11 protein-coding genes are annotated in these 12,984 nt (G+C 38.2%); 9 read left to right on the top strand and 2 right to left on the bottom strand.

The annotated features are described in order from the left end of the window. Positions 1-24: 24 nt before the first annotated feature. From J7R12_RS05825 to J7R12_RS05790, 8 genes are all read left to right on the top strand, one after another. Positions 25-573 carry an alpha/beta hydrolase gene (locus J7R12_RS05825; RefSeq protein ID WP_126603447.1) on the top strand — a complete coding sequence of 183 codons (549 nt, stop codon included), beginning with the start codon at positions 25-27 and terminating at the stop codon, positions 571-573. Positions 574-745: 172 nt separating this feature from the next. Next, positions 746-1,510 carry a phosphoribosylaminoimidazolesuccinocarboxamide synthase gene (gene purC, locus J7R12_RS05820; protein ID WP_126604042.1) on the top strand — a complete coding sequence of 255 codons (765 nt, stop codon included), beginning with the start codon at positions 746-748 and terminating at the stop codon, positions 1,508-1,510. A 91-nt stretch (positions 1,511-1,601) separates the two neighbouring features. Further along, positions 1,602-1,841, top strand: a complete 240-nt coding sequence (gene purS / locus J7R12_RS05815; protein ID WP_004862030.1) for a phosphoribosylformylglycinamidine synthase subunit PurS — start codon at positions 1,602-1,604, stop codon at positions 1,839-1,841. 12 nt (positions 1,842-1,853) lie between these two features. Next, positions 1,854-2,525, top strand: a complete 672-nt coding sequence (gene purQ, locus J7R12_RS05810; protein WP_126603448.1) for a phosphoribosylformylglycinamidine synthase subunit PurQ — start codon at positions 1,854-1,856, stop codon at positions 2,523-2,525. Positions 2,526-2,826: 301 nt separating this feature from the next. Continuing rightward, on the top strand, positions 2,827-5,037 hold the full coding sequence (purL, locus tag J7R12_RS05805) for a phosphoribosylformylglycinamidine synthase subunit PurL (protein WP_126603449.1): 2,211 nt from the start codon (positions 2,827-2,829) through the stop codon (positions 5,035-5,037). A 63-nt stretch (positions 5,038-5,100) separates the two neighbouring features. After that, positions 5,101-5,334 (top strand): BolA/IbaG family iron-sulfur metabolism protein, encoded by a 234-nt coding sequence (locus tag J7R12_RS05800; RefSeq protein ID WP_126603450.1) that lies wholly within the window; start codon positions 5,101-5,103, stop codon positions 5,332-5,334. A gap of 82 nt (positions 5,335-5,416) precedes the next feature. Further along, a complete protein-coding gene (gene grxD, locus J7R12_RS05795) occupies positions 5,417-5,749 on the top strand; it encodes a Grx4 family monothiol glutaredoxin (protein ID WP_126603451.1) in 333 nt (110 codons plus the stop codon). Positions 5,750-5,835: 86 nt separating this feature from the next. Next, positions 5,836-7,092 (top strand): multidrug effflux MFS transporter, encoded by a 1,257-nt coding sequence (locus tag J7R12_RS05790; RefSeq protein WP_126603452.1) that lies wholly within the window; start codon positions 5,836-5,838, stop codon positions 7,090-7,092. Positions 7,093-7,165: 73 nt separating this feature from the next. Here J7R12_RS05790 and parC read toward each other — a convergent pair whose 3' ends face one another. Next, positions 7,166-9,415, bottom strand: a complete 2,250-nt coding sequence (parC, locus tag J7R12_RS05785; RefSeq protein WP_126603453.1) for a DNA topoisomerase IV subunit A — start codon at positions 9,413-9,415, stop codon at positions 7,166-7,168. 370 nt (positions 9,416-9,785) lie between these two features. Beyond that, positions 9,786-11,576 (bottom strand): aspartate--tRNA ligase, encoded by a 1,791-nt coding sequence (gene aspS / locus J7R12_RS05780; RefSeq protein WP_126603454.1) that lies wholly within the window; start codon positions 11,574-11,576, stop codon positions 9,786-9,788. Positions 11,577-11,707: 131 nt separating this feature from the next. Between aspS and rnd the strand changes: the two genes are divergently transcribed. Further along, positions 11,708-12,862 carry a ribonuclease D gene (gene rnd, locus J7R12_RS05775; RefSeq protein WP_126603455.1) on the top strand — a complete coding sequence of 385 codons (1,155 nt, stop codon included), beginning with the start codon at positions 11,708-11,710 and terminating at the stop codon, positions 12,860-12,862. Positions 12,863-12,984 lie beyond the last annotated feature (122 nt).

Here is a 12,984-nt window from a genome sequence, read left to right as displayed (position 1 = left end):
CTGTTGTAATAAGGAAACAATATCATGAAAGCAAATCAACTCGATATTCTTATTGTTCCTGGCTACAAAGGATCTGGTCCTGATCATTGGCAAACACGATGGGAAAAGAAACTGTCTACAGCCCGCCGTGTTCAACAGACCCAATGGTCAAAACCTGTTTGTGAAGAATGGGTTCATGAAGTTAAAATCGCCATTGCACAAGCTCAAAAACCTGTTGTCATTATTGCTCACTCATTAGGAGTTCCCACAGCTATTCATGCAACGTTACAAAACGCAGAAAAAGTTCGTGGTGCCTTTTTTGTTGCACCTCCAGATATAACCAATGAAAAAATACGTCCAAAACATCTAATGACATTTGGTCCCTATCACTGCAAAAAATTATCTTTCCCTTCTGTAGTCATAGCCAGCCGAAACGATACGTTTTGTGAATTCTCAGTGGCAGAGAATCTTGCCAATAATTGGGGAGCACTCTTTGTTGATGCTGGTCAATCTGGACATATTAATGCAGAATCTGGGCATGGTCCTTGGCCAGAAGGGCTTATGGTTCTCTCTCATTTTCTCGCAAAAATCTGATTTTAAGAGAAATAATCTTCTTCACTCTAATATGGATTTCATTTCTCTTTGGTAAAGCCTCAATGACAAAAATTGTAAGAAGTGTTATAGCAATGATTGAGAATTTTTACCAATTAGGATAGTATTATTTATTCGTGTTATTTAAGACCTCTCAAATCAATAGAGAATCATGATGAATCGTCGCCACCGTATTTATGAAGGCAAGGCCAAAATTTTATATGAAGGACCTGAACCAGGAACTTATATTCAATTTTTTAAAGATGATGCCACTGCCTTTAATGCAAAAAAGCATGAAGTTATAGACGGAAAAGGGGTTTTAAATAACCGCATTTCAGAACATATCTTTAGCCATCTTAGCCGTTTGAATATCCCAACACATTTTATCAAGCGTATAAATATGCGCGAACAACTCATTAAAGCCGTAGAAATTATTCCATTGGAGGTTGTTGTTCGTAATGTTGCTGCTGGTTCTCTTTCTAAGCGTTTGGGACTAGAAGAAGGAACGCCTCTTTCGCAATCCATCATTGAGTTTTATTACAAAAATGATTCTCTTGATGATCCAATGGTAACTGAAGAACATATCACAGCCTTTGGGTGGGCTGTACCGCAAGAGATCGAAGATATTATGCAACTTTCGATTCGTATTAATGATTTCCTCTCTGGACTTTTTGCAGGCGTTAACATTCAATTGATTGATTTTAAAATGGAATTTGGTCGCTTGTGGGAAGATGAAACAATGCGCATTGTTCTTGCTGATGAAATCTCCCCTGATTCTGCCCGACTATGGGATATGCAAACACGAGAAAAAATGGATAAAGATCGTTTTCGGCGTGATATGGGAGGACTTATTAATGCTTATCAAGAGGTTGCAAAACGTCTTGGTATCATCAATGAAAATGAGCCTCCACGACCAAGTGGTCCCGTTTTGGTAAAATAAACAAAAAGGTAGCATCATGTTACCTTATCTTTATATGGATTCAGTATACCTCTTCAAAAGAGAGAGAGATTCTAGTAACAGGAAATAAGAAATGAAAGCACGCGTTACAGTAACTTTAAAAAACAGCGTCCTTGATCCACAAGGAGAAGCGATTGTTGGTGCTTTAAAAAGTTTAGCTTTCAAAGGAATTCACTCCATTCGTCAAGGAAAGATTTTTGATATTGTGCTCGATGATCAACCTACTGAAACAGCAAAACAAAAACTTGAACAGATGTGTGAAGAGTTATTAGCAAATACTGTTATTGAAAATTATACTATAGAACTTCTTTAAGTGGATCTCTTCATGAAAACTGCTATCATTCAGTTACCTGGACTAAATCGTGATCGGGATATGGTTGCAGCATTACATCATATAACAGGAATTGAGCCCTTTAAAATTTGGCAAACAGATACCACGATTCCAGATGTAGATGTCATTGTAATTCCTGGTGGTTTTTCTTATGGTGATTACTTAAGATGTGGTGCTATTGGTGCACGAACACCAGTTTTGCAAGCCGTTCGTGAAAAAGCGCAAAAAGGTGTTACGGTAATCGGTATATGTAATGGATTTCAAATTTTGTTGGAAGCTGGATTATTGCCTGGCACTTTAATGCGTAATGCTTCATTAAAATTTGTTTGTCGTGACATAAAACTTGAAGTTGTGAACGCCAACTCAAGATTTTCTCGATATTATTCCAAAGGGCAAATCATTCGTTGCCCTGTTGCTCACCACGACGGAAATTATTTTGTCGACAATGAAACATTAAAACAAATGGAAGACAATGGACAAATTGTTTTTCGTTATGCAGAAAATACGAATCCTAATGGTTCGATTCATGATATTGCTGGAATCATCAATAAAGCTGGCAATATTCTGGGTATGATGCCTCATCCTGAAAATTTTATCGAACCCGCACATGGTGGTACCGATGGTCGTTTGCTTTTCCAAAGTGTTTTAGAATTGGCAAATGGGTGATCATACTAACAGTTTTGAAAGCTCCTTAGACTCCTTTTGCACTCCCCAATCCCAAACGGGATAAAAACTATGAAATGAAAATAATCTTACCAAATAAATTTCTTCACCTGAAGTAATGAAAGATATTTCTGAACACTGAAAATAAATCCCTTTCATTGAATTTAAAAAGCAAACGAATAAAATTTTAGCTTATAGTTCATTAATGATCTCGTCATCAAACAACAAAATAAGTAAACTGAGAAGCTGGATTAAAAACAACAAGAATGCTAAATTTTGATTAGTCTAACGGAATGAAATACTCATGAATCTTTGCAATAACATTGCCATTACACCAGAATTGGTTGCACAACACGGCCTAAAAAATGATGAATATCAACATATTCTGACCCTCATTGGAAGAGAGCCAACATTTACTGAACTTGGAATTTTTTCTGCAATGTGGAACGAACACTGTTCCTATAAATCATCTAAAAAATGGCTTAAAACTCTTCCAACAGAAGGAAAATGTGTTATTCAAGGACCTGGTGAAAATGCTGGTGTTGTTGATATTGGTGAAGGTCAATGCGTCGTTTTCAAAATGGAAAGCCATAACCATCCCTCCTATATTGAACCTTATCAAGGTGCAGCAACAGGTGTAGGAGGTATTTTGCGTGATGTCTTTACAATGGGCGCCCGCCCTGTTGCAGCGATGAATGCATTGCGCTTTGGATCTCCTGATCATCCCCGAACACGTCATCTTGTTTCTGGTGTTGTTTCTGGAATTGGTGGCTATAGTAATGCTTTTGGCGTTCCAACTGTTGGCGGAGAAGTCAATTTTGACGAGCGTTATAATGGCAATATCCTTGTTAACGCTTTTGTCGCTGGTATTGCAAAGACAGACTCTCTTTTTTATTCCAAAGCGCAAGGAGTAGGTCTTCCTGTTGTATATCTTGGAGCAAAAACAGGACGTGACGGTGTCGGTGGAGCAACAATGGCTTCAGCCGAATTTGACGATTCAATTGATGAAAAACGCCCAACCGTTCAAGTAGGAGATCCTTTTACAGAAAAGTGCCTTCTTGAAGCTTGCTTAGAGCTTATGGAACTTGGAGCTGTTGTTGCTATTCAAGATATGGGTGCAGCAGGACTCACATCCTCTGCAGTTGAAATGGGAGCAAAAGGAAATTTAGGAATACAGCTTAATCTTGATAAAGTGCCCGTTCGTGAAGAAAACATGACAGCCTATGAAATGATGCTCTCTGAAAGCCAAGAACGCATGCTCATGGTGCTTAAACCAGAAGGAGAAAAACAAGCAGCGGCAATTTTTCATAAGTGGGGTCTTCACTTTTCCATTATTGGAAAAACAACAGATGATTTGCGTTTCCGTGTATACCATCAAGGGGAAGAAGTCGTTAATCTTCCAATCAAAGAACTTGGTAATGAAGCACCTATTTACGATCGCCCTTGGAGTGAACCTATTAAAAAAGCGGCTCTTAAAGTAGAAGAAGTCAAAAGGGTTGAAAATCTTGGTGATGCACTCCTCACGCTATTAAATTCTGCTGATCAAAGTTCACGGCGATGGGTTTATGAACAATATGATACACTTATTCAAGGAAATACTCTTGTTCGTCCAGGTGGTGATGCAGGTGTCATTCGTATAAGCAATAATGACAAACGTGCCCTTGCCTTTTCTTCTGATGTGACACCTCGCTATTGTGAAGCAGACCCTTATGAAGGAGGGAAACAAGCCGTTGCAGAATGCTGGCGAAATATCAGCACAACAGGTGCCATACCATTAGCAGCTACAGATAATCTCAATTTTGGTAATCCTGAAAAACCTGAAATTATGGGACAATTGGTATTCGCTATTAAAGGTATAGGTGAAGCTTGTAAAGTCCTCGACTTCCCTATCGTTTCAGGCAATGTCTCTCTTTATAATGAAACCAATGGAGAAGCCATTCTTCCTACACCAACAATCGCTGGTGTAGGACTTCTTGACGACTGGTCTAAAATGGCAACAATCAATGGTATGCAAAATGGAGATCATATTGTTTTGATTGGAGCTTGCGGCTCTCATCTAGGACAATCAATCTACGTGCGTAACATTTTGAAGATTGAGACAGGCGCACCACCTTATGTAGATTTACAGCTTGAAAAAAAACATGGTGAATTTGTTCGAGATGTCATTCATCGTGGTTTTGTTCATGCCGCTCACGATATTTCTGACGGAGGATTAGCCCTTGCACTTGCAGAAATGGTCATTAAAGCAGGTAAAGGTATTAAAGCCAAATTAAGCAACACATTCCCTCCTCATGCAGAGCTTTTTGGAGAAGACCAAGGACGTTATCTCTTAGCCATCAAACCTCATACCCTCAACGACCTTAAAGAACTTGCACAAGCAAGCGCAGTTTCTTTAACAGAGCTTGGTATAGTTGAAGGTAATTTGCTCAACATAGAAGGAATATTAACACTTTCAGTAGACAAACTTACACAAGCCTATGAAAGTTGGTTTCCACAATTTATGGATGAAAAATAAAGGGTTTTTCATTTTTCTTGGACTATATGCTATTCTTACGAAAAAAAATAAAGGAGAATAATCATGGCAATGAGTGCTCACGCAATTGAAACACTTATTCGCGAAGGTATTCCCGATGCAACTGTGACAATTCGTGATCTTGCTGGCGATGGAGAACACTACGCTGCAGAAGTTATTTCTGAAAGTTTTCGTGGTAAAAGCCGTGTCCAGCAACATAAGATGGTCTATGATGCTCTTAAAGGAAATATGGGAAATGACCTGCATGCTTTAATGTTGCAAACGCATATTCCAAAATAATCCCAAATTTCTTCTTGCATTCATTCACTCAATAAGATTAGAAAATAGTACGAGCATATACATACAATATCGAGGAAGAGAGATGAGCACTGTTCATGATTTTATTGACAACGAAATTAAAAAGAATGATGTCATTTTATTCATGAAAGGAACCCCCGAGGCTCCACAATGTGGATTTTCGGGACAGGTTGTTCAAATCCTTGATTATTTAGGGTTAGAATATAAAGGAATTAATATCTTGACTTCTGACGAATTGCGTCAAGGAATCAAAGATTATTCAAATTGGCCAACAATTCCACAACTCTATATCAAAGGTGAATTTATTGGTGGCTGTGATATTGTTAAAGAAATGTTTCAAAATAATGAATTGCAAGAATTTCTGAAGGAAAAGAACATTCCCTGCAACAAATCATAGATATCTCTTAAGTCATAGATATCTTTCATTTTATTCAGTCTTTTATAGAGCTGTGTTCAGTCGAAATTTTATTTCAAGGATGCCATATGTCATATTCAATCGACGAACAGAAGCATAGTGACGCAATTAAACAAAAAATTGGTTATAAAGAATTTGTTATTCTCATTGGTGCACTCATGGCTATCAATTCTATAGCCGTTGACATTATGCTGCCAGCCATGCCCGACATTTTGAATAGTTTACATGTTATAAATGAAAATGATCAACATTATATCATTTCCGGTTATCTTATTAGCTATGGCATCACACAAATACTTTTCGGTCCCATAAGTGATCGTTATGGGCGCCGTAAGATTATTCTCATTGCTCTTGCTTTATATTCATTTACAGCAATTGGTTGTGTCTTTGTATCCAATTTTTCTATACTCCTTATTTTGCGTGCCTTACAAGGTATGGGAGGAGCTGCTATGCGAGTGCTCACAGTTTCTGTTGTACGTGATCTCTATAGTGGTAGAAAAATGGCTGAAGTTATGTCTATCGTTATGATGGTTTTCCTTGTTGCACCAATGGTTGGACCAGCAACAGGACAAGCTATTCTACTGTTTGGGAACTGGCAATTTATTTTTATATTCATGGCGATTATTGGTTTTGGACTTATGATTTGGATTCAATTGCGCTTGCCTGAAACTCTTTATAGACAACGCTCTCTTTCCTTTTCTTCGATCAAACATAACTTATGGATTGTTATCACCAATCGCACAACACTTTGCTACACACTGGCAACTTCCATTATTTTAGGATGTATTTTTACCGCTGTTAATACATCGCAGCAGACATATGAAGGGATTTATAATCTAGGCCTCTGGTTTCCAATTGCGTTTGCCATCGGTGCAGCTTTTCAAGCTTTATCTTCGTTCTTTAATTCTCAGCTGGTTGGACGCCTTGGAATGCGACGTATCGCACATACTATGCTTTTGCTATTTTGTGCCACTTCATGCATCTGGTTTATTGGCTCCATCTTAACAGGTGGTATTATCCCTTTTCCTTTGTACATGCTGTTGTTTTGTATACTGATGTTTGCTTGCGGCGGCATGATGGCCAATTTCAATACACTCGCTCTCGAATCAGTAGGGGAAATTGCAGGAACAGCATCTTCTGTCTCTGGTTTTCTTCAAACATCTATTGCAACTGGCCTTGGCTTTTTTATTGCACAGCAATTTAATGAAACAACCATCCCCAATTCGGCAGGTTTTTTCTTTCTTAGCCTCGTCGCCATACTTTTTGTCTTATGGGCAGAGCGTGGGCGTCTTTTTAGGCAATATAGCAGTCATTCCCATGAATAAAACTAGTCTGAAAAGATTAAGAATACCTCTCATGGTAAAAAACCACACAGCATTCCCTTTCCACCTTTATAATTTAATTGCTAAACTTCCCTGATTTTGGGAAGCCTTTTGGAACCAAACGCCCCCCTCCAGCACGAGTTCCCATCCACTCAATGAGATCATCAGCTTGACGATGAAAACTGCGTTCCGCTGTATCTTGCCAACTTAAACCCTCTGATAAATTAAAAGTTTTAGCATCAACAATGCCCCCCTCTTTATAACGTTGCAAACGAACACCTTTACCACGACTCATTTCTGGTATTTGTTCAACAGCAAAAACAAGCATCTTGCGGTTTTCTCCAACCACTGCAACATGATCACCTTTTACCGGAACACAAAGCTTCACTTTATCAGGAAACTTCACATTCATAACCTGTTTGCCTTTTCGTGTATTAGCAATGACTTGCGCCTCAGACACAATAAAACCATTTCCGTGAGATGAAACTAAAAGAAGCTTTTCCTGCGCATTATGCACAAAAGCTGTCAGAACATTATGCTCATCATCCATATCCACTAAAATACGAATGGGTTCACCATGCCCCCGCCCCCCTGGCAAACTATTTGCAGCAATAGTAAAAAACTTTCCACCAGTGCTTATCACCACAATTTTATCTGTAGTAAACGCCGGAAATGCTATCTGTAAAGAATCCCCTTCTTTAAAAGAAAGTGCTTTGTAATCACTCAAGTGTCCCTTTAAAGCACGCATCCATCCCTTTTCAGAAATAACAATAGTAACAGGCTCTTTTTCGATCATTGCCTGATGAATATCATCAATATCATGCTTTGGTGCTTCTTCAAATGTTGTCCGCCTTTTTCCTAAGAGAGTATCAGGACCAAAAGTTTTACGAACTTTTATGATTTCCTCTGAAATTATTTTCCATTGTTTTGTACGAGAAGCTAACAAATTCTGCAGTTGTTCTTTTTCAGTTTTCAGCGCTTCAAATTCCTTACGAATTTCAAATTCCTCAAGTTTACGTAAAGAACGCAAACGCATATTAAGAATAGCTTCAGCTTGATTTTCTGTTAATTCAAAACGGTTGATGAGCTGCTTTTTCGGTTCATCCTCTTCACGAATAATCTGGATCACCTCATCAAGATTCAAATATGCGACAAGATAGCCGTGGAGAATTTCTAATCGGCAATCAATCTGATCAAGCCGATAATGAGAACGGCGAACAAGCACTTCTTGACGATGTTGGAGCCATTGCTGCAAACTCTCACGCAAAGAAAGAACATTGGGTATTTTTCCTAAAGACAAAACATTCAGATTAAGAGGAAATCTTACTTCAAAATCCGTTAATTTAAAAAGAGACTCCATAAGGAGCGCAGGATCAACAGTACGATTTTTGGGAATAAGCACGATACGGATATCTTCAGCCGATTCATCCTGAATATCTTCAAGCATTGGTAATCGTCGTGCAAGGAGTAACTCAGCTGTTTTTTCAATAAGGCGTGACTTTTGAACCTGATAGGGAATTTCAGTAACAACAATCACATAAGAACCACGGCTACCAGTTTCCTGATGCCAGCGCGAACGCAATCGAAAGAACCCACGCCCTGAACGATAAGATTCCTCAATACTCTTTTTAGGCTCAACTAAAATACCACCTGTTGGAAAATCAGGACCAAGCACAAATTGATTTAATTCCGCATCATTTCCATCGGGATGTGCAATCAAATGAAGTGCTGCATCACAAAGCTCAGCAACATTATGAGGTGGAATAGATGTTGCCATACCAACAGCGATACCTGATGAACCATTCGCTAAAAGATTAGGAAAAGCTCCGGGTAACACAACAGGCTCTTCATCTTCCTCATTATAGGTTAAACGGAAATCAATAGCATTTTCATTAATTCCCTCAAGCAGCAACGCAGCCACTTCAGTCATGCGTGCTTCTGTATACCGCATAGCAGCAGCATTATCACCATCAATATTACCAAAATTTCCTTGTCCATCAATCAATGGATAACGAACAGCGAAACTCTGTGCTAGACGCACTAATGCATCATAAATAGATGCATCACCGTGTGGGTGAAATTTTCCCATTACATCCCCGACAATCCGTGCACATTTTGCATAGGATTGCCCTGGATTCAGTTTGAGTAAACGCATAGCATGAACAATACGCCGATGAACAGGTTTCAAACCATCACGCACATCAGGCAATGCTCGGTGCGTAATAGTAGAAAGAGCATAAGCCAAATAACGTTCCTGTAAAGCAGAACGTAATTCTATTGGTTCAATATGTTCTTTATCAAAAGATAAATTTATTTTATCAGACATAATATTAGGACAACAATTCCCAAAATAACGAGCAATTATTCTATAAGATTTCTTCAGTTAAACTTCTATAAGTCAACTATTTTTATTAAAAATCGACTATATAAAAATAAACATTGCGATTAAAACATGAACAGAAAATTATATCAATTTGAAAAATTTTATATGCATACTTTACGAAGCATTTAAAGCGTACACATCCAAGTCTCTCAGAATAACGCGATATTTAGCAACACTACATTAAGTTTTATAAACAATAAGATACGTGCTCTTTTACATTATTAAGCTTTTTATAAACAAGGACATTGATAATAATTTAGAGGCATGAAAGCTTCACTGTAGATAAAAATGGCAACAACCCGCAATCAATTTATTAATCATTTTTGGCAGCAGGAGCAATTCGTATCCCTAAATCACGCAATTGTGAAGGAGAAACATCAGATGGAGCATTCATTAAAAGATCAAGTGCTTGCTGATTCATAGGAAATAAAGCAACCTCACGTAAATTTTTAACACCTTGCAAAAGCATAATAATACGATCAACACCCGCCGCCATACCACCATGGGGTGGTGCTCCATAATGGAATGCACGATAAAGAGCACCAAAGCGATCTTCTACGACCTCTTTAGAAAGACCAGCAAGATTAAAAACTTTAAGCATCATCTCTGGTGAATGATTACGGATTCCACCTGATGCAATCTCATAACCATTACAAACAAGATCATACTGAAAAGCTTTAAGAGTAAGAGGATCTTGGCACTCAAGAGCATTTTCCCCACCCTGAGGCATAGAAAAAGGATTATGTGCAAAATCAAGCTTTTTTTCATCTTCATTCCATTCAAAAAATGGAAAATCAACAATCCACGCTAAAGAGAAACATTCCCGATCAACAAGGTTTAATTCTTCTCCTACCCGTGTACGCGCTGCTCCGGCAAAAGATACAAATTTCTTTGGATCTCCTGCTACAAAAAAACAGGCATCACCACTTTCAAGGCCAAGCTGCTTACGAAGTGCTTCAGTCCTTTGCTCACCAATATTTTTGGCAATAGGACCAGCACCTTCAAACTTTCCTTCTTCTTCACGCCAGAAAATATAACCGAGCCCTGGTTGCCCCTCACCTTGTGCCCATCCATTCATACGATCACAAAAAGCACGGCTTCCACCCGTTTTAGCCGGAATAGCCCAAACTTGTGCATTCTTATCATTCGCTAAAATTTGAGCAAAAACTTTGAAACCAGAATCATAAAAATGCCGAGAAACATCTTCCATAACTATTGGATTACGTAAATCTGGCTTATCCGAACCATATTTTCGCACTGCTTCATCATAGGAAATACGAGGAAAGCTTTGTGTTACAGGCTTTCCATTTGCAAACTCTTCAAAAAGAGAACGCATAATGGGTTCCATTGTCACAAAAACATCTTCCTGTTCTACAAAACTCATTTCAACATCTAATTGATAAAACTCTCCAGGGAGACGATCCGCCCGTGGATCTTCATCTCTAAAACAGGGAGCAATTTGAAAATAACGGTCAAAACCTGACATCATCAACAATTGTTTGTACTGTTGAGGTGCTTGCGGCAATGCATAAAATTTTCCTTGATGAATACGGCTTGGAACTAAAAAATCGCGCGCCCCTTCCGGTGATGATGCTGTCAGAAGCGGTGTCATAAACTCTGTAAAACCACTCTCTTGCATAGATCGTCTGAGAGCAGCAATAATTTCAGTACGCCGCATAATATTTTTGTGCATAGTTTCTCGACGTAAATCAAGAAAACGATATTTCAATCGAATATCTTCTGGATAATCAGGTTCGCCAAAAACGGGTAAAGGCAACTCATCAGACTTTGAAAGAATTTCCACTTCTTTCGCAAAAATTTCAATCTCTCCTGTTGGAAGAGAGGTATTAATGACTTCCTCAGAACGTGCACACACTTCCCCATCTACACGAATGACCCACTCAGAACGCACTTTTTCGATAATTTTAAAAGCTGGCGAAGCAGGATCAGCAACAATCTGTGTGATTCCAAAATGATCACGCAAGTCTACAAAAAGGATTCCTCCATGATCACGGACACGATGAACCCATCCCGAAAGACGAACTTTTGTTCCTACATCACATTTACGAAGAGCAGCGCAATGATGACTGCGATAACGGTGCATAGTTTTTGCCTTTGATTATAATTTCACATGCGTTACAAACGCTTTTTAACAACCATTTGTCAAGATATGAGGATAAAGACTCAAAAAAAAAGTCAATAAAAGACAAATTTAATTTATCTAGCTATAATAGAATGATGAATCTTATTACACAAACAACAGATCTTGAAATTGCCATTGCTGCTCTACGTAACTCAGATTTTGTAACGGTAGATACTGAATTTATCCGCGAAACGACCTTTTGGCCTCAACTGTGTTTAATTCAGCTTGCATCACCAGATGTTACAATACTCATTGACCCAATAGCACAAGATATAAATTTACAAGCATTTTTTGATCTCATGGTAGATAAAAAAATCACCAAAGTTTTTCATGCTGCACGTCAAGATATCGAAACTATTTATCATCTTGGAGGAATCATTCCCTATCCTCTCTTTGATACACAAATAGCAGGATCAATTTGTGGATTTGGTGATTCTATCTCCTATGATCAAATTGTACAACGCTGCACAGGTCATCACATTGATAAATCCTCCCGTTTTACAGATTGGAGTTACCGTCCTCTCTCCGAAAAACAACTGCTTTATGCGCTTGCTGATGTGACCTATCTAAGAGACGTTTATCTCTTATTAAAAAAGCAGTTAGAAAAAAACAAACGCATTCATTGGATGGATGATGAAATAGCGATTCTGTTAACTCCAAAAACCTATGATATGCCTGAAGATGAAGCATGGAAAAAAGTAAAAGGCAAAGTACAAAAACAGCGTGAACTTGCCGTGTTACAAAAAATAGCAGCTTGGCGTGAACGCAAAGCACGAAGATATAATATCCCACGCCGTCACATCATGAAAGATGAATGTCTTATTGAAATCGCCATCCAACAACCAAAAGATGAAGCTGCTTTGAAACGTTTGCGTAGCTTGAATAAAAATTGGGATAAATTCTCAATCGCACAAACGTTAATAAAAGCTGTCCACGAAGGTTTAGAAGTTGATCTTGCTACTGTACCCACTCTTCCCAAATATAATCCACTTAATGAGACATCGAATGCCGTTGTCGATCTTCTCAAAGTGTTATTAAAACTTGTTGCAAATGAAAACGGTATTGCACCTAAAATTATTGCAACTTCCAATGACTTAGAAAAAATAGCAAATGGATGTAAAAAGAAAAATATTCCCGCTATGAATGGTTGGCGCTATGAAATATTTGGTCAAAAAGCTGAACAAATGCTCAAGGGGCAGATAGGGTTTTATTTTAATAATGGAAAAATAAGCACCAAACAGTTTTAATTTACAAAAATGAGCTATTTGTAATTCAGAGAATTGCTATAAAAGTCTTCTTAAGGATGTAATTTGCCTTATTTAGTATAAAAGTGAATGCAATTATCGCACATACCACTCAACAACTAAAA

Source organism: Bartonella vinsonii subsp. vinsonii (assembly GCF_902825235.1).
Taxonomy (GTDB): Bacteria; Pseudomonadota; Alphaproteobacteria; order Rhizobiales; family Rhizobiaceae; genus Bartonella; species Bartonella vinsonii.
The sequence above is the reverse complement of the archived record's forward strand: the minus strand, read 5'-3'. Positions and strand labels throughout refer to the sequence as shown.

Bases quoted from the DNA above. Each gene is read 5' to 3' on its own strand.
- purL (WP_126603449.1), top strand. From the start codon at position 2,827: ATGAATCTTTGCAATAACATTGCCATTACACCAGAATTGGTTGCACAA.
- parC (WP_126603453.1), bottom strand. From the start codon at position 9,415: ATGTCTGATAAAATAAATTTATCTTTTGATAAAGAACATATTGAACCA.
- purS (WP_004862030.1), top strand. From the start codon at position 1,602: ATGAAAGCACGCGTTACAGTAACTTTAAAAAACAGCGTCCTTGATCCA.
- grxD (WP_126603451.1), top strand. From the start codon at position 5,417: ATGAGCACTGTTCATGATTTTATTGACAACGAAATTAAAAAGAATGAT.
- J7R12_RS05790 (WP_126603452.1), top strand. From the start codon at position 5,836: ATGTCATATTCAATCGACGAACAGAAGCATAGTGACGCAATTAAACAA.
- aspS (WP_126603454.1), bottom strand. From the start codon at position 11,576: ATGCACCGTTATCGCAGTCATCATTGCGCTGCTCTTCGTAAATGTGAT.
- J7R12_RS05800 (WP_126603450.1), top strand. From the start codon at position 5,101: ATGGCAATGAGTGCTCACGCAATTGAAACACTTATTCGCGAAGGTATT.
- J7R12_RS05825 (WP_126603447.1), top strand. From the start codon at position 25: ATGAAAGCAAATCAACTCGATATTCTTATTGTTCCTGGCTACAAAGGA.
- purQ (WP_126603448.1), top strand. From the start codon at position 1,854: ATGAAAACTGCTATCATTCAGTTACCTGGACTAAATCGTGATCGGGAT.
- rnd (WP_126603455.1), top strand. From the start codon at position 11,708: ATGATGAATCTTATTACACAAACAACAGATCTTGAAATTGCCATTGCT.
- purC (WP_126604042.1), top strand. From the start codon at position 746: ATGAATCGTCGCCACCGTATTTATGAAGGCAAGGCCAAAATTTTATAT.